The organism is Saccharopolyspora galaxeae (assembly GCF_016526145.1).
In the GTDB taxonomy this organism is placed as follows: domain Bacteria; phylum Actinomycetota; class Actinomycetes; order Mycobacteriales; family Pseudonocardiaceae; genus Saccharopolyspora_C; species Saccharopolyspora_C galaxeae.
The window spans coordinates 1-23,703 of sequence record NZ_JADDUE010000011.1; the positions used below are offsets into that span (position 1 = coordinate 1).

General features: G+C 71.4%; 20 protein-coding genes and 1 tRNA gene. 15 read left to right on the forward strand and 6 right to left on the reverse strand.

Annotated elements, in window-relative coordinates; all coding sequences use genetic code 11:
• Positions 1-70: 70 nt before the first annotated feature.
• Complete coding sequence (locus INP57_RS22985; protein ID WP_200072408.1) at positions 71-649, reverse strand: GntT/GntP/DsdX family permease; 579 nt, start codon at positions 647-649, stop codon at positions 71-73.
• A 206-nt stretch (positions 650-855) separates the two neighbouring features.
• Between INP57_RS22985 and INP57_RS29790 the strand changes: the two genes are divergently transcribed.
• The 3 genes from INP57_RS29790 (at position 856) to INP57_RS22995 (ending at position 2,907) form a co-directional block, all read left to right on the forward strand.
• Complete coding sequence (locus tag INP57_RS29790; RefSeq protein ID WP_307850227.1) at positions 856-1,026, forward strand: LysR family transcriptional regulator; 171 nt, start codon at positions 856-858, stop codon at positions 1,024-1,026.
• A gap of 56 nt (positions 1,027-1,082) precedes the next feature.
• Complete coding sequence (locus tag INP57_RS22990) at positions 1,083-1,766, forward strand: LysR substrate-binding domain-containing protein (RefSeq protein ID WP_307850228.1); 684 nt, start codon at positions 1,083-1,085, stop codon at positions 1,764-1,766.
• A gap of 73 nt (positions 1,767-1,839) precedes the next feature.
• On the forward strand, positions 1,840-2,907 hold the full coding sequence (locus tag INP57_RS22995; protein ID WP_200072409.1) for a tartrate dehydrogenase: 1,068 nt from the start codon (positions 1,840-1,842) through the stop codon (positions 2,905-2,907).
• A gap of 29 nt (positions 2,908-2,936) precedes the next feature.
• Here INP57_RS22995 and INP57_RS23000 read toward each other — a convergent pair.
• Positions 2,937-3,029 (reverse strand) — tRNA-Sec (locus INP57_RS23000).
• Positions 3,030-3,119: 90 nt separating this feature from the next.
• On the opposite strand from INP57_RS23000, the gene selD reads away from it, so the two are divergent.
• Positions 3,120-4,121 (forward strand): selenide, water dikinase SelD, encoded by a 1,002-nt coding sequence (gene selD, locus INP57_RS23005; protein WP_200072410.1) that lies wholly within the window; start codon positions 3,120-3,122, stop codon positions 4,119-4,121.
• A 172-nt stretch (positions 4,122-4,293) separates the two neighbouring features.
• Here the strand turns inward: selD and INP57_RS23010 are convergent, their stop codons facing one another.
• Positions 4,294-4,980 carry a TetR family transcriptional regulator gene (locus INP57_RS23010; RefSeq protein WP_200072411.1) on the reverse strand — a complete coding sequence of 229 codons (687 nt, stop codon included), beginning with the start codon at positions 4,978-4,980 and terminating at the stop codon, positions 4,294-4,296.
• Between the two features lie 121 nt (positions 4,981-5,101).
• Between INP57_RS23010 and INP57_RS23015 the strand changes: the two genes are divergently transcribed.
• The 9 genes from INP57_RS23015 to INP57_RS23060 all read left to right on the forward strand — a co-directional run bounded on the left by INP57_RS23015 (position 5,102) and on the right by INP57_RS23060 (position 18,557).
• Positions 5,102-6,766, forward strand: a complete 1,665-nt coding sequence (locus INP57_RS23015; RefSeq protein WP_307850229.1) for an MFS transporter — start codon at positions 5,102-5,104, stop codon at positions 6,764-6,766.
• Between the two features lie 112 nt (positions 6,767-6,878).
• The gene (gene fdh, locus INP57_RS23025; RefSeq protein WP_233628137.1) at positions 6,879-10,295 is read left to right on the forward strand and encodes a formate dehydrogenase; all 3,417 of its coding nucleotides are present in this window, start codon (positions 6,879-6,881) and stop codon (positions 10,293-10,295) included.
• A 5-nt stretch (positions 10,296-10,300) separates the two neighbouring features.
• Positions 10,301-11,212 carry a 4Fe-4S dicluster domain-containing protein gene (locus INP57_RS23030; protein ID WP_200072414.1) on the forward strand — a complete coding sequence of 304 codons (912 nt, stop codon included), beginning with the start codon at positions 10,301-10,303 and terminating at the stop codon, positions 11,210-11,212.
• A complete protein-coding gene (gene nrfD / locus INP57_RS23035; protein WP_307850230.1) occupies positions 11,209-12,180 on the forward strand; it encodes an NrfD/PsrC family molybdoenzyme membrane anchor subunit in 972 nt (323 codons plus the stop codon). Before INP57_RS23030 ends, nrfD begins: the two co-directional genes overlap by 4 nt.
• A 406-nt stretch (positions 12,181-12,586) precedes the next feature.
• Positions 12,587-13,276 (forward strand): ABC transporter ATP-binding protein, encoded by a 690-nt coding sequence (locus INP57_RS23040; RefSeq protein WP_200072415.1) that lies wholly within the window; start codon positions 12,587-12,589, stop codon positions 13,274-13,276.
• 121 nt (positions 13,277-13,397) lie between these two features.
• On the forward strand, positions 13,398-15,695 hold the full coding sequence (locus INP57_RS23045; RefSeq protein ID WP_200072416.1) for an FtsX-like permease family protein: 2,298 nt from the start codon (positions 13,398-13,400) through the stop codon (positions 15,693-15,695).
• Between the two features lie 488 nt (positions 15,696-16,183).
• Entirely contained in the window at positions 16,184-16,381 is a 198-nt protein-coding gene (locus tag INP57_RS23050) for a hypothetical protein (RefSeq protein ID WP_200072417.1), read from the forward strand.
• Positions 16,382-16,434: 53 nt separating this feature from the next.
• Positions 16,435-17,853, forward strand: coding sequence for a MurT ligase domain-containing protein (locus INP57_RS23055; RefSeq protein ID WP_200072418.1), 1,419 nt, complete (start codon positions 16,435-16,437; stop codon positions 17,851-17,853).
• Entirely contained in the window at positions 17,850-18,557 is a 708-nt protein-coding gene (locus INP57_RS23060) for a type 1 glutamine amidotransferase (protein ID WP_200072419.1), read from the forward strand. Before INP57_RS23055 ends, INP57_RS23060 begins: the two co-directional genes overlap by 4 nt.
• Before the next feature lie 12 nt (positions 18,558-18,569).
• Here the strand turns inward: INP57_RS23060 and murJ are convergent, their stop codons facing one another.
• Positions 18,570-20,198 (reverse strand): murein biosynthesis integral membrane protein MurJ, encoded by a 1,629-nt coding sequence (gene murJ, locus INP57_RS23065; protein ID WP_200072420.1) that lies wholly within the window; start codon positions 20,196-20,198, stop codon positions 18,570-18,572.
• A gap of 111 nt (positions 20,199-20,309) precedes the next feature.
• On the opposite strand from murJ, the gene INP57_RS23070 reads away from it, so the two are divergent.
• The gene (locus INP57_RS23070; RefSeq protein ID WP_200072421.1) at positions 20,310-20,789 is read left to right on the forward strand and encodes a YkvA family protein; all 480 of its coding nucleotides are present in this window, start codon (positions 20,310-20,312) and stop codon (positions 20,787-20,789) included.
• Between the two features lie 51 nt (positions 20,790-20,840).
• On the opposite strand, the gene INP57_RS23075 is transcribed toward INP57_RS23070, so the two are convergent.
• Both INP57_RS23075 and INP57_RS23080 read right to left on the reverse strand, forming a co-directional pair.
• Positions 20,841-21,284 carry a DoxX family protein gene (locus tag INP57_RS23075; protein ID WP_200072422.1) on the reverse strand — a complete coding sequence of 148 codons (444 nt, stop codon included), beginning with the start codon at positions 21,282-21,284 and terminating at the stop codon, positions 20,841-20,843.
• A gap of 153 nt (positions 21,285-21,437) precedes the next feature.
• Complete coding sequence (locus INP57_RS23080; RefSeq protein WP_200072423.1) at positions 21,438-22,595, reverse strand: acyl-CoA dehydrogenase; 1,158 nt, start codon at positions 22,593-22,595, stop codon at positions 21,438-21,440.
• 127 nt (positions 22,596-22,722) lie between these two features.
• On the opposite strand from INP57_RS23080, the gene INP57_RS23085 reads away from it, so the two are divergent.
• Positions 22,723-23,463 carry a TetR family transcriptional regulator gene (locus INP57_RS23085; protein WP_200072424.1) on the forward strand — a complete coding sequence of 247 codons (741 nt, stop codon included), beginning with the start codon at positions 22,723-22,725 and terminating at the stop codon, positions 23,461-23,463.
• Positions 23,464-23,703: the final 240 nt, after the last annotated feature.

Below are 23,703 nucleotides of genomic sequence, written 5' to 3' on the forward strand. Positions count from 1 at the left end.
AAGGACCTCCATCGTTCGGTGCGTGATGTGGTGATCCACACCGAACCTGGGGGTCCTTCCTATTCCAAGATCATCCAACCGCATGTTCCAAATTCACAACCTCCCGAGGCACTACACCTAGCGGAACTCGGAGGATGCCCGCGATGGCGACGGCGGCCACTCCGGGAGCCACGAAGACCAGGCCGACCTCGATGCCGGCGGTGAGCGCGCCGCCCATGACTGCGCGTCCGCGAGGTCCCAGCCGGGGTCCGAGGCGCCGGGCCAGTGGCGCCGAGAGGACCAGCAGCACATCGGAGTAGATCGACGTGAACAGCGAGCTCAGCGCTGCGGCGAACACGTACGGGACGCTGCGTTCGCCGAACAGCGTCAGCGTGGCTTCGACCAGGCGCTGCATCGTGTCGGTGACGGTCAGCAGCGAACCGAGGATGACGCCCAGCGCAACGAGGATGCCGATGTCGCCCATCACGTCCGCGAACCCGCCGGACACGGCCTCAACGGTGCCCGCGGCGCCGACCTTGGTGGTGAGTCCGAGGTAGAGGGTGCCGAACAGCAGCGCGAAGACCGGGGGGAACTTCAGCCGGACGATCGCCAGGACGATGCCCGCGATGGCGACCGCGGTGTTGGCTAGCAGCAGGACTTGGTCGCTCACGGGGGCTCCAGATGAGAGGCGGTAGCCCGGGGCGGCCACCCGGTGCTCGTACCGACTCATCGTGACGTCGATCACCCCTGCTGTGTCCAAGATGCGTTTGCAGGCTGATCGATAGGCTTCAGCTATCTTCTTCGCGTCGGTGCACGCGGTCTGCGCTATTCGGAAAGGGGCACCGTGCGCCGATCGTCGCGGAAAGCGGGGTCTTCGTGGATGTCCGGCAGCTGCGCCACTTTCTGGCGGTGGTGGACCACGGCAGCGTTCATCGGGCGGCCGAGTGCCTGTTCGTGGCTCAACCGTCGGTGACCCAGACCATCCGCAGGCTCGAAGCCGAGCTGGGCACGGAGCTTTCCTCCGGCGAGGACGCGGGCTCGTGCTGAGCTCCTCGGGGACGGCGCTGGTCGGGCCGGCTCGGGAGGTCCTGCGATCCCTCGACGTGGCACGGGAGACCGTCGTCGCCGTCGACGGGCTGCGAGGCGGCAGATTGAGCATCGCGTCCATGCCGTCGCAGGTGGTCAGCCCGCTGACCGGGCTCCTGGCGGCGTTCGTGGACCGGTATCCCGGTGTGCAGGTCGGTGTCCGCGCCGCGGCCCGCCCGGATGACGTGCGGGAGGCCCTGCGCCGCGGGGATGCCGAGATCGGCGTCGTCGCTACGGGCGGGACGGCGGAAGCGCTGGCCGACCTCGACCGGCTGCCGCTGGAGGTCCAGTCCTTCGTGCTGGTCGCCCGCGACGACGCCCTGCTCCCTCCCGGTCTTGATGATCTGCGCATGAGCGATCTGCGGGGGCTGCCGCTGATCGCAGGTCAGCCGGGCACCGGCATGCGGCGGGTCGCCGACGCGATCGTGGCCGCCACCGACTGCCGCATCGCCGTGGAGATCGAGCACCGCGAGGGGCTGCTGCCGCTGGTGCTGAGCGGAGTCGGAGTCGCGGTCGTCGCCGACTCGTGGCGCCCGCTGGCCGATGCCGTCGGTCTGCAGGTGCGCCGCCTGGCGGTGGAAGACCGGCTCGACGTTGCGCTCGTGTGGCAGCGCCACCGGCTCGGCCCGGCGCCTGCGGCATTCGTAGCGGTGGCCGGTGGAACGGACGGGCCGGCGAGCGGGACGTCCGCCGCTCCCTGATAAGCAACGCCTATCGACCGGCCTGCAAACTCGTCTTGGACGCTAACGGTCGTCGCCTCGTTCCATTAACGGCATGACGACCAGCTACCGCATCGCACTCATCCCCGGCGACGGCATCGGCACCGAGGTGCTGCCGCCCGCCTGCGCCGTTCTCGACGCGGTCGGCCGCCGGCACGGCCTCGCCTTCGGCTACGACGTCTTCGACTGGTCCTGCCGCCGGTACCTGGACGAGGGCGCGATGATGCCGCCCGACGGGTTGGACCGCATCCGCGACCACGACGCGATCCTTCTCGGCGCCGTCGGCTGGACGGGGGTGCCGGACCACGTGTCGCTGTGGGGACTTCTCATCCCCATCCGGCGCCGGTTCCGGCAGTACGTGAACTTGCGGCCGATCAAGGTCCTCGATGGCGTGCCGAGCCCCGTCGCCAAGGCGACGAGCGACGTCGACTTCGTCGTCGTGCGGGAGAACGTCGAGGGCGAGTACTCCGAGATCGGAGGCCGGCTGAACCGGGGCTTCCCCGAGGAGATGGCCGTGCAGGAAGCGGTCTTCACCAGAGCGGGCACCGAGCGCATCCTGCAGTACGCCTTCGACGCCGCTCAGCAGCGGCGCGGACACCTGGTCTCGGCGACGAAGTCGAACGGCATCGTCCACACGATGCCGTTCTGGGACGAGATCGCCGAGGAAGTCGGCGCCCGGCACCCGGGCGTGACGTGGCGCCAGGAGCACATCGACGCCCTTGTCGCCAAGGTCGTTCTCGACCCGGCCCGGTTCGACGTCATCGTCGGATCGAACCTGTTCGGGGACATCCTCAGCGACCTCGCCGCCGCGGTGTCGGGCAGCATCGGCATCGCTCCCGCCGCGAACCTCGACCCCGACCGCAACTTCCCGTCCATGTTCGAACCGGTGCACGGTTCCGCCCCGGACATCGCCGGGCGGGGCATCGCGAACCCGCTCGGCGCCATCTGGTCGGCCGCGATGATGCTCGACCACCTCGGCCATCCGGAAGCGGCTGCGGAAGTGTCGGACGCCTTCACCAGCGCGCTGGCCACGAACGACGCGCGCACCCCGGACCTCGGTGGGAACGCGACGACCAACGAGTTCACCGAACTCGTGCTCGGGAACTTCGCACGTCACCGATGAATCGGGAGGCGTGCGCCTCGACCGACCGGCGGAGGCGGACGGGAATCGAACCCGCCTGGCCGAGGTGCTCGGCCACGTCGGTTTTGAAGACCGCGGGGGCCACCAGGCACCCATACGCCTCCCTCGCCGCACGGCGCGGAACAACATTACGCACCGGGGATGCCGCGCCGCGCGGGCGGCCGGTCATTGCTCGGTGACCTACGCTCGCAGGGGTGACCGAGCTTCGGACGAATTCCGCCCACCGCCTGACCCAGTACGCGCACGGAGGGGGCTGCGCGTGCAAAATCCCGCCGGGCGAACTGGAATCCATGGTCGCGGGTCTGCGCGGCAGCACCGACGGCGAGCTGATCGTCGGGCTCGACGACGGCGACGACGCGGCCGCGGTGCGCCTGGACGGCGGCAGCGCGGTGATCAGCACCGCGGACTTCTTCACCCCGGTCGTGGACGACGCCTACGACTGGGGCCGGATCGCCGCGGCCAACGCACTGTCCGATGTGTACGCGATGGGCGGACGGCCGGTCGTGGCGGTGAATCTGCTGTGCTGGCCGCGCGAGCTGCTGCCGGTGGAACTGGCCGGTGAGGTGCTGCGCGGCGGAATGGACGTCGGCAGGCAGGCGGCCTGCCCGGTCGCGGGCGGGCACAGCGTGGACGACCCGGAACCGAAGTACGGCATGGCCGTCACCGGCGTCGGTTCGCCGGATACCTTGCTGCGCAACGACTCCGGGCGTGCCGGCCTGCCGCTGTCGCTGACCAAGCCGCTGGGCATCGGGGTGCTCAACACCCGGCACAAGGCCACCGGCGAGGTCTTCCCGCAGGCGGTGGCGGCGATGACCGAGCTCAACGCGGGCGCCGCCGACGCTGCGGTGCGGGCCGGGATCGGGTGCGCCACCGACGTGACCGGTTTCGGCCTGCTCGGTCACCTGCTCAAACTTGCCCGCGCCAGCGGGGTGTCCGCGCACCTCGATCCGGCAGCGGTGTCCTATCTGGACGGAGCTAGGGAGGCGTTGCGGGACGGCTTCGTCAGCGGCGGCACGAAGCGCAACCTGGACTGGGTGCGGCCGCACGCCGACCTCTCGGCGATCTCCGAGGACGAGGCGCTGCTGCTGGCCGACGCGCAGACCTCCGGGGGCTTGCTGGTGGCCGGAGAGGTCCCGGGCGCACCGGTCATCGGTGAGCTCGCCCCGCGGGAGGAACACCTCATCACCGTGCGCTGAGCGGCGGGTCGAGCCGGCGGTTGGCGTTCTCCCGCCGTTTCAGCCGCCGATGGCCCGGCCCGGGCAACTCGGCGGCATTCCCGGCAGACCAGTCCCGGTCGGCGACCATCCGGCGGGAAGCGTCCCGGCGGCCGCCGGGCTCAGCCGCCCGCGTTCTTGCGCCTCCCGCGCATCATCCGCCCGCGAGTTCGGCCGCCCCGCCCAGCCCGGCCGCGGTTTCGTCGAGCAGCGCGGTGAACACCTCGCGCAGCGGCGTGCCGTCGGTGCGCGCCAGCCACGTCCGCATCGCCGAGCCGAAGCAGCTCATCAGCACGATCGCCCAGGTGTAGAGCCGCGGATCGGCGCCGTCCGCCGCATCGCAGTGCTGGATCAGCTCGTCGACGACGTCGTGCACCCACCGCCGGTGCAGCATGTGGAACTCGTAGTCCCCGGTCGCTTCCAGCGACTCCAGCAGCCGCGCGCGCAGCAGGTGCTGCTGGCGATCCAGCTCCACCCGCTCGGCGGTGTCCAGTAGCACCGCGGTCAGCGACCGCATCGGGTGCTCGCCGATCGGCCGGGAATGCAGCACCTGCCGCATCCGTTCGGTCTCGTGCGTGGTGTCGCCGAACAGCACGGCGTCCTTGCTGGGGAAGTGGCGGAAGAACGTGCGCGGCGCGACGTCGGCGGCCTCGGCGATCTGCTCGACCGTGGTGGCGTCGAAGCCCTGCTCGGTGAACAGCTTCAACGCGGCTTGCTCGATGCTCGCCCGGGTCCGCGCGGTGCGCCGCCGCCTGCGGTCCGCCGGCTCACCCGGACGGCCGCCGGAAGCGGTCCCGGTTCCCCGGGATCCGGAGTCCCCACGCACGGTAGCGGCGGTCATGCGCTCCAGGTTCGTCGCAGCGCACCGGAACGTCAACGGTGGCAGGTGTCACGAGTGACAATTGGCAGTGCTGACATAACCTGGTGGGTGGATGCGCACGACGGGGAAGTGAGGAGACGCGGTGTCGGACACCGAGAAGGCTGCGGGGGGCGGCCTGCCACGCGCTGGAGGCCAGCCCCGCACGGAAGGTGAACGCCGCGCCGCGGCCGAGGGCATCGCGCTACCGGTCTACCGCCGCCGCTGGGCGACGCTGGTGGTGCTGTGCCTGGCGCTGTCGGCGACGATGCTGGCCAACACCTCGCTCGGCGTCGCGCTGCCGTTCCTGTCGCAGGAACTCGGTTCCTCGCTGTCGGACCAGCAGTGGTTCAGCAACGCCTACGCGCTGGTGTTCGCGGGCTTGCTGTTCACCACCTCGACGATCGCCGACCGCTACGGGCGCAAGGCGATGCTGCAGGCCGGGCTGGTGCTGTTCGGGGTGGTCTCGGCCTACGTGTGGGTGCTGGTGGACTCGAACGCGGAGCTGATCGCCGCGCGCGGGCTGCTCGGCCTCGGCGGCGCGATGATCATGCCGGTGACGCTGTCCATCCTGACCAGCGTGTTCCCCAGCGCCGAGCGGACCAGGGCGGTCGGCATCTGGGCCGCGGTCTCCGGCGCGGGCACTTCGCTCGGGCCCGTGCTGGCCGGACTGCTGCTGGAGTACTTCTCCTGGCACGCGGTGTTCGCGATCAACATCCCGGTCGTGATCGTCGGCGTGCTGGCGAGCATCCGGTACGTGCCGCAGCAGGCTTCCGCTGCCGACACCAGCGAAGGCGGCCACGGCGGCATCGACATCCTCGGCGCGGTGCTGTCCACCGTCGGCATCACCCTGGTCGTCTACGCCCTGATCGACGCCCAGCACGTCGGCTGGACCGCGGCGCGCACCTGGATCCTGGTGGCGATCGGGCTGGTCGTGGTGGCGCTGTTCGTGCTCTGGGAGCGGCGCGCGAAGGACCCGATGCTGGACGTGGGCCTGTTCCGCAACCGCGGGTTCGCGGCCTCGGCGGTCGCGCTCACGCTGGTGTTCTTCGCGATGATCGGCGTGTTCTTCTCGCTGAGCCAGACGCTGATCCTGGTCTTCGGCTACTCGCCGCTGGGCTCGTCGGTGGCGATGCTGCCGATGTCGGTGATGATGGTGCTGATCGCCCCGCAGGTCGCGGGCATCGTCGGGCGGTTCGGGCCGCGCGCGACCATCGCGTCCGGGCTGGTGCTGGCCGCGGCGGGCATGGCCGGTCTGAGCACGCTGACCGCCGACTCCGGCTACCTGCACTTCCTGCTCCCGCTGGCGCTGACCTCGGGCGGCATGTCGCTGGCGATGGCACCGGCCACCGACCAGCTGATGGCCAACGTGCCGCGCGAGCGGGCCGGGATGGGCTCGGCCACCAACGACGTCACCCGCGAGGTCGGTGCTTCGCTCGGCGTCGCGGTGCTCGGCAGCGTGCTGGGCAGCGCCTACGCGGGCTACCTGGACCCGGCGGTGCAGCAGCTGCCGGAGCAGCTGGCCGGGATGGCCAAGGAGTCGCTGCCCGGCGGGCTGATGGCCGCCGCCCAGCTCGGCCCGCAGGGCGCCGGGTTCGCCCAGCAGGTGCTGACCTCGTGGATGAGTGGCATGCACGTGGCGAACCTCGCCGGTGCCGGGCTGATCCTGCTGGCCGCGGTGGTCGCCTGGGTGTGGCTGCCGCGCACGACCGCCTCGGCCGAGCCGCAGGCGCAGCCCGAGCAGCAGGAGGCGCAGGCGCAGAACACCTGATCGCGAGTTCGCGGATCCGGGGCGGGGCGAAAGATTTGCCCCGCCCCGTTTCAAGTGATCGCATCGCGGGTACCGGGTGGGAGCCGAAGCCCGCCGCACGAGGAGGTCCGCGATGCCCCAATGGCTCAGCTGGCCCGTCCTGCGGCAGCTCACCGGCCGCGATCCGCTGGGCCGCGGCGCGGCCGCGCGCTCGCGGGGCACCGACGCCATCCAGGCCCGCACCGAGCAGGCCGACGAGGTGGTGCGCTCGATCTGCCCGTACTGCGCGGTCGGCTGCGGGCAGCAGGTCTTCGTCCGCGACGGCGAGGTCACCCAGATCGAAGGCGACCCGGACTCACCGATCAGCCGCGGGCGGTTGTGCCCGAAGGGCTCGGCCAGCCGGGAGCTGGTGACCTCCGGCGGACGTCAGCGCAAGGTCCGCTACCGCCGCCCGCACGGCACCGAGTGGGAGGACCTCGACCTCGAGACCGCACTCGACATGATCACCGAGCGCGTGCTGGACACGCGCGACGCCACCTGGCAGCAGTCCGACGATCAGGGCAGGCTGCTGCACCGCACCATGGGCATCGCGAGCCTCGGAGGAGCGACCCTCGACAACGAGGAGAACTACCTCATGAAGAAGCTCTACACCGCCATGGGCGCGATCCAGGTGGAGAACCAGGCCCGCATTTGACACTCCTCCACGGTTCCCGGTCTGGGGACCTCCTTCGGGCGCGGAGGGGCCACGACCTTCCAGCAGGATCTGGCGAACGCCGACTGCATCCTCATCCAGGGCTCGAACATGGCCGAGGCGCATCCGGTCGGATTCCAGTGGGTGATGGAGGCCAAGCGCCGCGGCGCCACGGTGATCCACGCGGACCCGCGGTTCACCCGCACCTCGGCGATGGCCGACCAGCACGTGGCGCTGCGCGCGGGTTCGGACATCGGATTCCTGGGCGGGCTGATCCACCACGTGCTGGCCAACGACGCGTACTTCCACGACTACGTGGTCAACTACACGAACGCCGCGATGATCGTGGGCGAGGAGTTCGCCGACACCGAGGATCTGGCGGGCATCTTCTCCGGATTCGATCCCGAAGAGGGCAGCTACGACACGAGCACGTGGCAGTACGAGGGCACCGAAGCGGTGCCGTCGGTCGGCGGGCACGGCCCGGAAGGTGCCACCAGCGACCACGTGGGCGGCCCGGAGGACAACTCCGACGTCGACGGGAACTCGACCAGGCACGGCCGCGAGCGCGCGGCGAGCAAACCCGAACGCAGCGGTTCCGGCGGTCCCGTCTACCACGGCAAGGCCGAGACCGACCCGACGTTGCAGCACCCGCGCTGCGTGTTCCAGATCCTCAAACGGCACTACGCCCGCTACACCCCCGAGATGGTCGAGCAGGTCTGCGGTGTGCCGCAGGAGGACTTCCGGCGGGTGGCCGAGGCGCTGGTCGCCAACTCCGGCCGGGAACGCACCAGCACGATCGCCTACGCCGTGGGCTGGACCCACCACACCGTCGGCGTGCAGTACATCCGCGCGGCATCGATCTTGCAGTTGCTGCTGGGCAACGTGGGCAGGCCGGGCGCGGGCATCCTGGCGTTGCGCGGGCACGCCAGCATCCAGGGCTCGACCGACATCCCGACGCTGTTCAACCTGCTGCCCGGCTACATTCCGATGCCGCACGCGCACACCGACGCCGACTTGGACTCGTTCGTCGCCCAGGACGAGTACGCCCGCGGCTACTGGGGCAACATGCGCTCCTACATCGTCAGCCTGCTCAAGTCGTGGTGGGGCGAGCACGCCACCGCCGACAACGACTACGGCTTCGGGCGACTGCCGCGGCTCACCGGCGATCACGGCAGCTTCCAGACCGTCGCCGACCAGATCGACGGGCTGGTGAAGGGCTACTTCGTGGTCGGCGAGAACCCCGCGGTGGGCACCGCCAACGCCCGCCAGCAGCGGATGGGGCTGGCGAACCTGGACTGGCTCGTGGTCCGCGACCTCAACATGATCGAAACGGCCACCTTCTGGAAGGACGGCCCCGAGATCGAAAGCGGCGAGCTGGCCACCGAGGACATCGGCACCGAGGTCTTCTTCCTGCCCGCCGCCGCGCACACCGAGAAGGACGGCACCTTCACCAACACCCAGCGGCTGCTGCAGTGGCACCACAAGGCCGTCGAACCGCGCGAGGACCAGCGCAGCGACCTGTGGTTCTACTACCACCTGGGCCGCAAGCTGCGGGAGAAGCTCGCCGCGCGGCAAACCGAACGCACGGCGCAGCAGCGCGAGAACGACCGCGCCCTGCTCGAGCTGACCTGGGACTACCCGACCGAGGGCGAGATCGCTGAGCCCAGCGCGGACGCCGTGCTTCGCGAGATCAACGGCAGCGACGAGCACGGCGCGGCGCTGCCCGGCTACTCGAAGCTCCGCTCCGACGGTTCCACCTCGTGCGGCTGCTGGATCTACTGCGGTGTCTACGCCGAGGAGGTCAACCAGGCCGCCCGCCGCAAACCCGGCAGCGAACAGACCTGGGTAGCGCCGGAATGGGGCTGGGCCTGGCCGATGAACCGGCGCACCCTCTACAACCGCGCATCGGCCGACCCGCAGGGCCGCCCGTGGAGCGAGCGCAAGGCTTACGTGTGGTGGGACGCGGACGCGGCCGAGTGGACCGGCCACGACATCCCGGATTTCGACAAGGCGAAGCGCCCCGACTACGAACCGGACCCGGACGCGACCGGGCCCGCGGGCATCGCGGGCACCGACCCGTTCATCATGCAAAGCGACGGCCGCGGCTGGCTCTACGTCCCGTCCGGGCTGGTGGACGGGCCGCTGCCCGCGCACTACGAGCCGCAGGAATCGCCGCTGGCCAACGCGCTGCACGACCATCAGCAGCGCAATCCGGCGCGGCAGGTCTTCGCGCGCCCGGAGAACCGCTACCAGCCCAGCGGCTACGAGAGCGGTGCCGAGGTCTATCCGTACGTGTTCACCACGTTCCGGCTCACCGAGCACCACACTGCGGGCGGCATGAGCCGCTGGCTGCACCACCTGTCCGAACTCGCACCGGCGATGTTCGTGGAGGTCTCGCCGGAACTGGCCGCCGAGCGGAAGCTGGCGCACCTCGGCTGGGCCACCATCGTCACCGCCCGCAGCGCCATCGAGGCCCGGGTGCTGGTGACCGGCCGGATGCGGCCGCTGCGGTTCGGCGACCGCACGATCCACCAGATCGGCCTCCCGTGGCATTGGGGGCCGAACGGGCTCAGCACCGGCGACGCCGCCAACGAGCTGATCGGCGTCGCGCTGGACCCGAACGTGCACATCATGGAGACCAAGGCCGGGACCTGCGACATCAATCCCGGCAGGCGCCCGCGCGGCCGTTCGCTGGCCGTCTACGTGGCCGAGTACCGGCGGCGGGCGGGCATCACCGAGCTCACCGGCACCGAGCACGCCGACGATCCGCGGCGCAGCGGGGACGAGGAAAGCGGCCCGGATCAAGAAAGCAGCCCGGACCAGGAAAGCAGGGGCGACGAGCAAGGACGAGGGGAGTGACACCCGTGGCCGACGAACCGGCCAACCGGCTCAGCGGCCCGCTGGCCGACCCGGCGGGCGAAGCGGGCTACGCCGAGCACCCCGAGCGGGTCGGGTTCTTCACCGACACCAGCGTGTGCATCGGCTGCAAGGCGTGCGAGGTCGCCTGCAAGGAATGGAACCTGCTGCCCGAGGACGGCCTGGAACTGACCGGCATGTCCTACGACAACACCGGCGACCTCGGCGCGAGCACCTGGCGGCACGTGGCGTTCATCGAGCAGCACGTGGAACGCAGCGCCGCCGAGGTCGACCTCGGAATGCCCGGCATGGCACCGCCCGGCGGGCAGAGCACGCCGACCAGCGACGGCACCGTGCGCTGGCTGATGTCCTCGGACGTGTGCAAGCACTGCACCCACGCCGCCTGCCTCGACGTGTGCCCGACCGGCGCGCTGATCCGCACCGAGCACGGCACGGTGCTGGTGCAGGACGACGTGTGCAACGGCTGCGGCTACTGCGTGCCCGCCTGCCCGTACGGGGTGATCGACATCCGGCCCGGGGACGGGCGGGCGTTCAAGTGCACGCTGTGCCAGGACCGGCTCGGTTCCGGGCTCGCGCCCGCCTGCGCCACGGCTTGCCCGACCGAGTCCATCCAGTACGGCCCGCTCGACGAACTGCGCGAGCGGGCCGCCATGCGGGTCGACGAACTGCACGCCCAGGGCGTGCCGGAGGCCCGGCTCTACGGCCACGAACCCGACGACGGGGTCGGCGGCGACGGCGCGTTCTTCCTGCTGCTGGACGAGCCCGAGGTCTACGGCCTGCCGCCGGACCCGGTGGTGACCACCCGCGACCTGCCGTCCATGTGGAAGCACGCTGCGGCTGCGGCGGGCACCGCCGCAGCGGTGATCGCGGCCTGCTTCGCGGGCAGGAGGTCGCGGTGAGCGCCGACGCAGTGTCGAACGATCGGGCGCCGAACGGCGGGCAGGTACCGAACGGGCAGGCGCCGGAGGAGTTCCGCTCCTACTACGGCCAACCGGTGATCAAGGAACCGACCTGGAAGGTCCCGGACGTCCCCGCCTACCTGTACCTCGGCGGCATGGCGGGTGCCTCGGCCACGATGGCGGTGCTGGCGGAGCTGACCGATCGCCCGGAGCTGGCCCGCAACGGCCGGATCGCCGCCGCGGCCGGGTCCACCGCCAGCGTGGTCGCGCTGATCCACGACCTCGGGCGCCCGATGCGGTTCCTGAACATGCTGCGGGTGTTCAAGCCGACCTCGCCGCTGAGCGTGGGTTCCTGGATCCTCGCCCCGTTCTCGGGTCTGACCGGTGCGTCCGCGGCGAGCGCGCTCACCGGCTGGTACCCGCTGCTGGGCAGGCTCAGCGCGGGCGCGGCCGGGGTCCTCGCCCCGGCGATGACGACCTACACCGCCGTGCTGCTGGCCGACACCGCCGTTCCGGGCTGGCACGAGGTGTACCGCGAGCTGCCGTTCGTGTTCGCGGGCAGCGCGGTCTCCAGCGCGGGCGCGGTGGCGATGCTGACGACTCCGACCGGGCAGACCGCCCCGGCGCGGCGGATGGCGATCGCGGGTTCGGCACTGGAACTGGCCGCCGAACGCCGCATGGAGCACACCGCGGGCATGGTCGGCGAGGTCTACCGCACCGGCCGCCCCGGCCGGGTGCTTCGCGCCGCACGAGCGCTGACCTGGACCGGAGCCGCGGCGTCGGTCTTCGCCGGGCGGCACCGGGCGATCGGCGCCGTCGCCGGGCTGTGCCTGAGCGCGGCCGGTGCGGCCACCCGCTACGGCATCTTCGAGGCCGGCCGCGTCTCGGCGCGCGACCCCCGCTACACCGTCGTCCCGCAACGGCAGCGGCTCGCCGAGAAGGAACAAGACGCGCAGAAGTCCGGCTGATCGCGCGGGCCGCCCGTGCCAAATGTGCGGAGGTTTCTTCGCGGCGGAGGCGGTACATGCCCGTGAACGGCACCACGCCGGCCGTGACGGGAGCGGCCGGCGGCATCGGCCGCGCGCTGGCGAGCTCGCGCCGACACGGTGCTCGCCGACATCGACACCTCGTCCTTGCACGAGGTGGTTTCCGGTGCGCAGCGGCTCGCGACCGGACGTCGTCCGCAACCGCCCGCCGCGCGGTGATCCGGGCGCGACCGCGGTCCCCGTCGAACTTTCCATGATCGCGCTGGGTATGGTTCCCGCGTGCCGATCGGCCGCAGGGGCGACCCGCGCACGGCCGAGCCCGGGCAAGACCGGCGGGAGCACGCCGCACGGTCGCCCGGCGACGTGCTCGAAGTGGAGGTTTGCCCGCATGACCGCGCCGCGATCCGGCACCGAAGCGTTGCTCAGCGGAACCGAGCTGGTCTGCTCGTTCGGCCCGACCCCGGCGTTGCGCGGCGCGGAGCTGACCGTCGATTCCGGCGAGCTGGTCGCCGTTGTCGGCGCTTCCGGCTCCGGGAAGTCCACGTTGCTGCACTGCCTGGCCGGGGTCGTGCTGCCGGAGTCCGGGCAGGTGCGCTACCGCGGCAACGAGCTCACCGCGATGTCCGACGACGAGCGCAGCGCGCTGCGGCGCACCGAGTTCGGGTTCGTGTTCCAGTTCGGCCAGCTGGTCCCGGAGCTGAGCGTGCTGGAGAACGTGGCGCTGCCGCTGCGGCTCAACGGCGTCTCCCGGCGCCGCGCGCACGCCCGCGCGCTGGAGTGGATCGACCGGCTGGAGGTCGCGGGCGAGCGGCAGAAGCGGCCCGGGGAGATCTCCGGCGGCCAGAGCCAGCGGGCGGCGCTGGCCCGCGCGCTGGTCGCCGACCCCGCGGTGATCTTCGCCGACGAGCCGACCGGCGCGCTGGACTCCGCCGGCGGCAAGCACGTGATGAGCCTGCTCACCGCCGCGGCACGCGAATCGGGCAGCGCGGTGCTGCTGGTCACCCACCAGTCGGCGGTGGCCGCCTACGCCGACCGCGAGGTCACCATCCACGACGGCAGCACCGCCGTCGACGGATGAGCCGCCCGCCCGCGCCCCGCGGCGCACCGCAGATCGCTAAGGTGACCGGCGGCCGGACAACGGCAGGTGACAACGAGCCGCCCGGAAGCAGCGGAAGCGGCGACGTCGAGGGGACGTGCTGATGAGCGGGCTGCGCAACCGGGCAGCCGATTTCGTGCTGGGGGTCCGCCTGGTCCTCGGCGACCGCGACGCGCCGTGGGGCCGGCTGGTGCTGATGGCGGTGGGGATCGCGCTCGGGACCGCGGTGTTGCTGGGAGGCATCACGGTGCCCAATGCGGTGTCCACCTTGCAAGAACGCGTCTCGGGCAGGCAGATGCCCGCGTTGGGGGACCGTTCGCCGGGGTCGGTCTCGATGCTGGGGGAGACCGTCCAGGAGAACTTCTACGACGAATCGGTCACCGGCACGAAGCTGCAACCGCTGCGCCCGGACGCTCCGGCGCCACCCGGCGTGGACCGGATCCCGGCGCCCGGCGAGCTGGTCGTGTCCCCGGCACTGCGGCACATCCTGGAAAGCCCCGAAGGTGCCTCGCTGCGAGCGCGGATGCCGGGACACGTGGTCGGCGTGATCGGCCCGGAGGGACTGGGCGGCGAGCAGGAGCTGCTCTACTACTCCGGGACCGACCGGATCAGCCCGAACGGCTCGGTCAAGGCGATCACCGACCACTTCGGCGAGCAGCCGGACCGCAGTGACGCGTCCCATGCCACCTGGGTACTGATATCGCTTGGCGTTTGCGTGCTGCTGCTGCCGGTCGTGGTGTTCGTGCTGAGCACCGCACGGCTGGCCGAGGTCGCCCGGCAGCGCAGGCTCGCCGCGCTGCGGTTGATCGGGGCGGGAAAGCGGCAGGTCCGCCGCATCGCGGCCGGCGAGAACCTGGTCGGCGCGGTCATGGGTGTGCTGTTCGGCTGGACGACCTACCTGCTCGCCCGCGACATGCTCGTGCGGTACACGCCGATCACCGGGACGTACTTCCCGTCCGACCTGCAACCGGTGTGGTGGAGCGCGCTGCTGGTCACGCTCGGGGTGCCGGTGGTGACGGTGGGCATCGTGCTGCTGTCGCTGCGGAGCACGGTCATGGACCCGCTCGGAGTGGTGCGCGGCCGTCCGTCGAAGCGCAGGCGACTGTGGTGGCGCTTGGTCCCACCGGTCGTCGGCGTGGCCGGGATCGTCGCGTCCGGTGCGCTCAGCAGCACCTCGGTGGACTCGGTGTATTACACGGTGCTGCTGGGCTGTTCCATGGCGCTGTCCTTGTTGACGGTCCCGCTGCTGTTGCCGTGGCTGGTGGAGATCACCGGCGGCAAGGCCACCGGCGGGCCGGTCGCGTGGCAACTGGCGCTGCGCAGGCTCCAGGCCAACGGCGGCGCCGCGGCGCGTTCGGTCAGCACGGTCGCGGTCGTGGTCACCGGGGTCGTCGCGCTGCAGACAATGCTGGCTCCCGGGGTGAGCGGGTTTGCGACGCGCGACGGCGATCGCCGGGATCTCAGCGTCAGCGGGCAGCAGCGGGAATCGGGACCGTCCGCGATGGCGGCGGCGATCGGCGAGATCACCTCGTTGCCCGGTGTCGAATCCGCGGGCGGCGGGCAGTCCTTCCTGCTGCGCGGCGGCGACAACGTGTCGGTGAGCGTGGCCGATTGCGCGCGGATCGAGCGGCTCAGCCCGGTACGGGACTGCCGTGACGGTGACCTGTTCGTCGTCCGGGGCGAGCGCGACGCCGCGCTTGCCCCGGGCACCAGCTGGGACGTCAGCGACTCGGCGGTGGGTGCACCGGAGGGCAGGTGGACGCTCGGACCGATGCGCGAGCTGCCGGACGGCGCGGATCGCAATTTGGCCTCGGGCTCGGCGCTGCTGGCCACTCCGGCGGCCGCGGCCGAGGTACCGCAGCACTCGCGCAGTGCGAACATCGACGTAGATGTCGCCGCCGACGCGCCACCGCAGGTGATCGAGCAGGTGCGCACCATCGCCGCGGCCTGGTTCGACGAGAGCACCGCTTATCACACCTACGGCAGCGTTTCCGGCGAAGAGCTGGCCCAGAACCTCGTCCGCTACGCGAGCTTGCTGGGCGGGCTGCTCACCGTCCTGCTGGTCGGCAGCAGTCTGCTGGTCAGCGCGGTCGAGCAGATCCAGGACGGTGCCCGGCCGATGGCTGTGCTGGGGGCGGTCGGTGCACCGCGCAGCACCTTGATGTGGTCGGCGTTCCTGCAGAACGCGGTGCCGCTGGCACTGGCGATCGGATTGGCGGTCCCGTCCGGCCTGGTGCTCGGCTGGATCACCTCGGGGGCGATGGGCGGTGACCTCGCGATCGACCTGCCCGGGATGGGGCTGGTGATCGGCGTGGCCGTGGTGCTGGTGCTGGTGGTCACCGCGTTGACGGCGTCCACGATCTCCCGGGTCCTGCGCCCGGAGGAGCTGCGCACGGGCTGAACTCCCGCCTCGATCGTCGGGGCGGCCCGCTCGCACCTCTGCATTATCGTTGTCACGATCACTTCAGCGTCGATCGAAATCAACCTTAGCGATCACGTGCGGGCGAAGATCGCGAAGGCGAGTGGCTACTTCAGCTTCCGACGGCGCAGTTCCGTGCCGATGTCCCACAACGTCCAAGCGACACCGCCGATGGCGAGCACGCCCAGCAGCAACAGGACGACGGATTCGGTCATGGCAGGGCTCCCGCGTTGCGCACGGTCCGGTGTCGGCGCCGGCTCGGTACCGGAACGGACTCCTCGAAGCCTAGTGCCGCGAGCGCTGATCGCCGGGCGGCGCGATTGCTTCGTGATCTCCGGTGCCGCTCGGCGACGCCGCCCTGCCGGGTGATGCGTCGGCATGTCCGTTCTCCCGTGCGCCGCTGCGGCCCCGACCATGGCCGGATCTCCCTGGCGTCTTCGCAGGCAGCAGGAAGGAGGTGGTGCGCAGCCATGTTCCTCGTGCAGCACGCCGTGCTGGCGGAGGCGGCGACCACTCAGGGGTGGGTCGGTGTGACGACCTTGGCGGCCGGTGGCCTGCTCGGGTTCGTCGCGCTGTATCGCCGTGCCCGGGCCACACTGGCGAAGCGGCGGCGGGCGCGGCCGATGCGCAGCGGACCGCAGATCAGCGCGCTGTTCCCGCGGCAGTAGCGCCCGCCGGGCGGACAGGCGGCACACCGTGATTCGTCCAGGGGGAGTGGCGAATGACCGGCATCAGGAAAGACGGCGACCGGGCCGCGCGCCCGGACGGCCGGGACGGTACTGAGATCGACGACGCGGCGCAGCCGCGGCCGGGCGCCGAGCAGGAAGCCGATTCCCGGCCCGACGAGACGACCGCGGTGGCGCGCGGGAACCCGGTGACCGCGCCGTGGCGCGTCGTGGCTCCGCCGGTCGAACCCGCCCGACGTCCGCTGCGCACCTCGTTCGCGGTCGGTGCCGGCCGCGCGGTGGCCGGGATGTCCCGCCGGTTGCGGCTCGGCAGCGGCGGGATGATCGGCGGCAGGTTGGCGCAGAGCCTGCAGCCGGGCCTGCTGGGCACCCTCGCCACCGGCCGCCGGATCGTGCTGATCACCGGCACCAACGGAAAGACCACCACGACCGAGCTGGTCGCCGAGGCGCTGCGCAGCCGCGGCGCGGCCACCAGCAACGTCACCGGCGCGAACATGCTCGACGGGCACGTCGCGGCGCTGATGACCGACCTGTCCGCGCCGTTCGCGGCGTTGGAGGTCGACGAGCTGCACCTGGACCGGGTCGTCACGGAGTTCACCCCGGCCGTGGTGGTGCTGCTGAACCTCAGCCGCGACCAGCTCGACCGGGTCGGCGAGGTCCGCACCGTGCAGCAGAGCTTGCGCCGGGCGCTGGCGCGCGCGCCGCAGACCCGCGTCGTGGCCAACCGCGACGATCCGAACGTCGTGTCCGTCGCCGCCGATCACCCCGCGGTGACCTGGGTTTCCGGTGGTGCGCGCTGGACCAGGGACGCGCTCAACTGCCCGCGCTGCGGTTCCTTCCTGGACGACGTCGAGGGGGAGTGGCGCTGCGGGTGCGGGCTGGCGCGCCCACCGGCTGATTGGACCGTCACCGGTGCCGGGCTCACCGGCCCGGACGGGCTGGACCGCCGGCTCGCCGTTCAGTTGCCGGGCCAGGTCAACCGCATCAACGCCGCGTTCGCGGTGGCCGCGGCCACCGAACTCGGCTGCGACGCGGACGCGGTGCTGCGCCGGATCTCCGCGATGCGCCACGCCAGCGGCCGCTACTCCGCGGTTCGGCTGGACGGGTGGGCCGTGCGGTTGCTGCTGGCGAAGAACCCGGCGAGCTGGCTGGAAATGCTGGACCTCGTCGCTGCGCACGACCGGCACCTGGTGCTGGCGGTGAACAGCAGGGAGCCCGACGGCCACGACGTGTCCTGGCTGTGGGACGTGGACTTCGAGTCGTTGCGCGGCCGCGCGGTCACCGTCACCGGTGAGCGCGGTCTGGACCTGGCGGTGCGGCTGCGCTACGCGGACGTGGGCTGCGAGGTCGTGCCCACGGTCCGCGACGCACTGCCGAACGCGGGGGAGGAACCCGACGTGATCGCCAACTACACGGCGTTCCGGGACCTGCTGGTCCGGAGCGTGCCGCGATGAGCGCCGTGCGGATCGCGCTGGTGCTGCCGGACCTGCTGGGCACCTACGGGGACCGCGGGAACATGCTGGTCTTGGAGCAGCGGCTGCGCTGGCGCGACATCGCGTGCGAGTCGGTCACCGTGCTGTCGTCCTCGGCCGCGGTGCCGGAGTCCTGCGACGTGTACCTGCTCGGCGGGGGAGAGGACGTCGCCCAGACCGCGGCGATGCGCGTGTTGGCCCGTTCACCGGGGTTGCAGCGGGCGGCTGCGCGCGGCGCTGCGGTGCTGGGCATCTGCGGCGGCCTGCAACTGCTGGGCACCGCTTTCACCACCGGGGACGGGGTGCGCCACGAGGGACTGGGGTTGGTCGACGCGGTCACCGAGCCGGGTGCTGAGCGGGCGATCGGCGAGGTCGTCGCGGATGCCGCACTGCCCGGAGTGGGGATGCTGACGGGCTTCGAGAACCACCTCGGCCGGACCCGGCTCGGCGCGGCGGGCCGGCCGCTCGGCCGGGTGTCCCGCGGCACCGGCAACGGGCACGACCGGGCCGAAGGCGCGGTGCGCGGGCACGTCGTGTGCACCTACCTGCACGGGCCGATCTTGGCGCGCAACCCGCGGCTGGCGGACTTGCTGCTGGAGTGGGCGATCGGTGCCGAGCTGCCGCGGGTCGCCGAGCCGCCGGAGCTGGAGCAGCTGCGCACCAGCCGGAGCCGCGCGGCGAAGTGACCAACCCGGCGCTCAGCGCCGGGCGAACCGCCGCCGCAGCACCGCGCGCACCGGGTCGAGCTCGGGAGCGCGGGCCAGCAGCAGACCGCCGAAGCTGATCAGCAGGATCAGCAGTCCGTCGATGGCCAGTCGCAGCCACGCCCCGGCCACCACGCCGACCGCGGCGAACACACCGCTGAGCACCGCGTCCGCGGCGAGCGCGACACCGCAGGCGAGCGCGGTGACCACGACGGCGCGCAGCAGGCTCACTCCGATGCGCCCGCTGCGCATCCCGCCGACGCGGGCGCGCAACCACACCTGCCCGAGCAGCGCGCCGACCACGAAGCTCAGCGACATCGCCAGCGCGACACCGACCACCAGGTCGCGCGGGTCGGCGGTGGCCAGGAACAGGTAGCACAACGTGGCCCGTACCCCGACCATCACGACGTTGATCACCGTCGGCGTGCGCGCGTCCTTCATCGCGTAGAACGCGCGAAGCTGCAGCATGGTGATCGCGAACGGCACGATTCCCGCCGCGCAGACCCCGATGGTGGCGCCGAGCCGGTCGGCGGCGGCGACCCCGTTGTTGCCCAGCGAGAAGAAGGCGACACCCAGCGAACCGCCCGCGACCAGCATCAGCGCGCTGATCGGCAGCAGCAGCACCGCGCTCATCCGGGTGCCGAGCGACAGGTCCGCGACGAAGTTCGCTGAGTCGTGCTCGGTGGCGGCGCGGCTGATCCGCGGCATCAGCGCGGTCAGCAGGGAGACCCCGAGCACGCCGTAGGGCACTTGGGACAGCAGCCAGGCGTAGGTGAAGGTGGCGACGCTGCCTTCGGTGCCTTGCGCGCTGACCCGGGTGGTGACGATCATGCCGGTCTGGCTGATCCCGGTGTAGAGCACGACCCAGCCCGCGAGTGCGGCGAACTCGCCGAGGTTGCGGTCCCAGCCCCACCGCCAGCGGAACCGAAAACCCACGCGGCGCAACGCCACCGCGACCACGAGGCTTTGCGCCACGATGCCGAGGGCGGTGCCGATGCCGAGCACCAGCAGCTTCGGCTGGCCCATCCGGACCGGGTCGAGCGAGATCGTCCCGGGCAGCAGCGCGAACACACCTGTGGTGGCGATGACCACGAGGTTGTTCACCACCGGAGCCCACGCGGGCGGACCGAACACGTGCCGCGCGTTGAGCACCGCCGAGAGCAGCGCCGAGAGGCCGTAGAACAGGATCGCGGGCAGCAGCAGGTAGGCGAACGCGGTGGTCAGCTCGGTGTTTGCCCTGCTGTTGGAGCCCAGGTAGAGGTTGGTCAGCAGCGGGGCGGCGGCGACCGACACCAGCATGGCCCCGGCCATGAGCACCCCGCCTGTGGTGATGAGCCACTGCGCGTAGGACTCGCCGTTGCGATGGCTCTCCTGTTGCGCCCGAACCAGCAGCGGCACCGCGACACTGGTGAGCACTCCGCCGAGCAGCAGCTCGTTGATGACCGTGGGCAGCGTGTTGGCGACGGTGTAGGAGTCGTTGACCATGCCGAGCCCGAGCACGCCGACCAGCAGCACCTTGGCCCCCAGGCCGGTGATGCGGCTGACGATGGTGGCCACGGCCATCGTGCCGCTGGCGCGGGCAAGTGAGGGCCGGTGTGCTGTCGGTTCGGCCTGTTCGACCAACTCAATGCCCCCTCGCGCGCCGTCCTCGGCGACTGTGTCACGGATGGCCGGGGGTTGCGTTGCCGAAACCGGACCGTGGCAGGCTGGTCGTGCTCAGCGGAGGAGGCGTTCGTGCTCGTCGTCGGTGTGCTGCTCGTGGTGGCCGGAGTGATCACCGCCGTGTCCGGGGACTGGACCGGCTCGCAGTGGTTGCTGCCGAGCGGTCTGATCGCGGCGGGCATCGGCGTGCTGATCGCCGGAGTCGTCGCGGCCGTGCGCCGCAGGCTGGCCCCGCTGCGGGCGGCGAAGAAGGCGGCGACGTCGGCGCCCGAAAGCGGTGGCCCGATCAGCCGCGCGCGGGCGGTCCCGGCGATGGTCGCCGCGCCGTGGCGCGGGTCCGGTGCGGCGGTCCCGCGATATCAGACGGTGCTGTGGCTGCTGGCGTTGATCTACATCGTGTGGCCGGTCGATTTCGTACCTGACCTGTTGCCGCTGCTGGGCTTCACCGACGACATCGGGGTCGGCGCGTGGTTGCTGACCAGCCTGTACGCCGAAGCGGGCAACCACCTGGCCCGGCAGGGGGAGCGGTCCGGCGACGCCGCCGAAGACTGACCACCCGGCTCCGGGCGCCGCGGCGCAGCGAGCGACTCGGGCGCTCGGCGGTCATTCCGACGTGGTCGGCTGCTCGGCCACGCGGACCTTGCGCTTGCGGTACTGCGAGAACAGGCCGTGGTCGATCGCCCAGCGCCCGCCGTTGAAGCCGAGCATCAGCGCGGAAACCCCGATGACCAGCACGAGTTCGTACCCCTGCGGGGAGAACAGCCCGTAGGGAGCGTGCACGAAGAAGATCGCTCCGGCCATCACGATCGCGATGCAGATGCCCACCAGCGGCAGCAGCAACCCGAGGATCAGCAGCAACCCGCCGACTAGCTCGACCATCGCGGTGAACCAGGCGGCCACCGAGGGCAGCGGGATGCCGATCTGCCGGAACGCGTCCACGACGGTGGGCATGCCGATCCCGAAGACCTTCTGCGCACCGTGCGCGATCAGCACGATGCCGATCGCGAGGCGGGCGATGAAGGTGAGCAGGTCCCGCAGGTGGCGCATGTCGCTCTCCCGGTGTTCGCGGCGGCTGTTGCGGCGTCGGGGGAGGTGCGGCCAGTGTGCGGGCGCGGCCGGTGCGGGGCATCCCGGCCGGAACGCCGTTGGCCCCCGGTGCGCGCGACCGGGGGCCAACGGGCCGGAGCTGCGTGCGGGCTTTTAGCCCTTGAGCAGCGCGCGGGCCATCACCATGCGCTGGATCTGGTTGGTGCCCTCGTAGATCTGGGTGATCTTGGCGTCGCGCATCATCCGCTCGACCGGGAAGTCCCTGGTGTAGCCGGCGCCGCCGAACAGCTGCACCGCGTCGGTGGTGACCTCCATGGCCACGTCGGAGGCGTAGCACTTGGCGGCCGCCGAGATGAACCCGAGCTTGCCCTCACCGCGCTCGGCGCGCGCCGCGGACACGTAGACCATGTGCCTGGCGGCCTCGATCTTCATGGCCATGTCGGCGAGCATGAACTGCACGCCCTGGAAGTCCGAGATGGCCTTGCCGAACTGCTTGCGCTCCTTGACGTAGTCGATCGCGGAGTCCAGCGCGCCCTGCGCGATGCCCACGGCCTGCGCGCCGATCGTCGGGCGGGTGTGGTCCAGCGTGGCGAGCGCGGTCTTGAACCCGGTGCCGGGCTCGCCGATGATCCGGTCGCCGGGGATGGTGCAGTCCTCGAAGTACAGCTCCACCGTGGGCGAGCCCTTGATCCCGAGCTTCTTCTCCTTCGGCCCGACCACGAATCCCGGGTCGTCCTTGTGCACCACGAACGCGCTGATGCCGTTGGCGCCCTGGTCCGGGTCGGTGACGGCCATGACGGTGTACCAGCTCGACTCGCCGCCGTTGGTGATCCAGCACTTGGTGCCGTTGAGCACCCAGTCGTCGCCGTCGCGGTGCGCGCGGGTCTTCATCGAGCCCGCGTCGGAGCCGGCTTCGCGTTCGGACAGCGCGTAGGAGGCGGTGGTCTCGCCGGAGGCGATCGAACCGAGCACCTTGCTCTTGAGGTCCTCCGAGCCGGACAGCAGGATCGGCATGGTGCCGAGCTTGTTCACCGCCGGGATCAGCGAGGACGAGGCGCACACCCGCGCGACCTCTTCGATCACGATGCAGGTGGCGACCGAGTCGGCCCCTTCGCCGCCGTACTGCTCGGGCACGTGCACCGCGGCGAAGCCGGACTTCACCAGCGCATCGAGCGCTTCTCGCGGGTAGCGCTCCTGCTCGTCGACCTCGGCGGCGTGCGGTGCGATTTCCTTCTCGGCCAGCGCGCGGACGGCTTCCCGCAGCGCGTCGTGCTCGTCGGCCAGCCGGTAGGTGTCGAAGTCCGGGTTCACCGCGTGCCTCCCGTTTCTCGTCGTGATCGCCAGGTAGGTGCGGCCGCGGACGGACCCGGCTGCGCACGTCGCGGAGAATCCTAACGGCACGGAGTGCCACCGGCAATCGGCCGGGTATATTTCGGCCATGCCCGAGCAGCCGAGGCCGCGCGAAGGCCGCACCGCGCAGGGTCGCCGCAGGGTCCGCGGGACCGTGTCGTTGGCGGCGCTGGACCTGTTCGCCGCGCAGGGTTTCGAGGCGACGACGGTGGATCAGATCGCCGAGGCCGCCGGAGTCGGCAGGCGCACCTTCTTCCGGTACTTCCGGTCCAAGGAGGACGCCGTGTTCGGCGATCACGAGGAACGGCTGGCCGACGTGGTCGAACGGCTGGAGGAAGCCGATCCGGCCGAGGATCCGCTGCTGGTGGTGTGCCGGGTCGCCGAAACCGTGCTGTCGGCGTACCTGGCCGAGCCCGCGGTCTCGCTGCAGCGGTTCGCCCTGACCAGGCAGGTTTCCTCGCTGCGGGACAAGGAGATCGCCAGCATCGACGGCTACCAGCGGGTGTTCGCCCGCTACCTGCGCGAGCGCTACCGGGAGCAGGACGAGGGCGGCCTGCAGGCGGCGGTGGCGGCCGCGGCGGTCGTGGCCGCGCACAACCACGTGCTGCGGGACTGGCTGCGCAGCGGTGCCGAGATCGACGCCATGCACCGCCTGCGCGCGGCGCTGCGCGTGGTGCGCCGGGGCCTGTCCGAGTCGTGGGCCGGTGGTGCGGGCGAGCAGGAGGACGTGGTCGTCGGCGTGGTGCGCACCGGGGCGCCCGCGGCGACCGTGTTCAAGCAGCTCGAAACCGCACTGCGCGATCTTCCGGGCGAATCTCCGCACGCCTGAACGCACCTTCTGCGGCACTGAGTGTCACCGAACCGGTGCCGAACTGCCGTTTTAAAAATATTCGCCGTTTCAGCGACGAGCGAAATTTCTCGAACCCATCGCGGTTCCGACACTCGCTGCACAGATCTCGCTCGGATGCGAGTGGAGCTTGCCTGGCGGAAGGGCGTGCGGCCCGATAGGGGAAGCCGCGGCGTTCACCGACTGCGTCGAGGGCGCGCGGTGGGGGCACCGATGCCCGCG

What these genes read in the sequence shown, in the direction of transcription:
- INP57_RS23050 (WP_200072417.1), top strand. Translation starts at nt 16,184, where the DNA reads ATGTTCCTCGTGCAGCACGCCGTGCTGGCGGAGGCGGCGACCACTCAG.
- INP57_RS23075 (WP_200072422.1), bottom strand. Translation starts at nt 21,284, where the DNA reads ATGCGCCACCTGCGGGACCTGCTCACCTTCATCGCCCGCCTCGCGATC.
- INP57_RS23085 (WP_200072424.1), top strand. Translation starts at nt 22,723, where the DNA reads ATGCCCGAGCAGCCGAGGCCGCGCGAAGGCCGCACCGCGCAGGGTCGC.
- INP57_RS23045 (WP_200072416.1), top strand. Translation starts at nt 13,398, where the DNA reads ATGAGCGGGCTGCGCAACCGGGCAGCCGATTTCGTGCTGGGGGTCCGC.
- INP57_RS23055 (WP_200072418.1), top strand. Translation starts at nt 16,435, where the DNA reads ATGACCGGCATCAGGAAAGACGGCGACCGGGCCGCGCGCCCGGACGGC.
- INP57_RS22995 (WP_200072409.1), top strand. Translation starts at nt 1,840, where the DNA reads ATGACGACCAGCTACCGCATCGCACTCATCCCCGGCGACGGCATCGGC.
- INP57_RS23040 (WP_200072415.1), top strand. Translation starts at nt 12,587, where the DNA reads ATGACCGCGCCGCGATCCGGCACCGAAGCGTTGCTCAGCGGAACCGAG.
- INP57_RS23060 (WP_200072419.1), top strand. Translation starts at nt 17,850, where the DNA reads ATGAGCGCCGTGCGGATCGCGCTGGTGCTGCCGGACCTGCTGGGCACC.
- INP57_RS23010 (WP_200072411.1), bottom strand. Translation starts at nt 4,980, where the DNA reads ATGACCGCCGCTACCGTGCGTGGGGACTCCGGATCCCGGGGAACCGGG.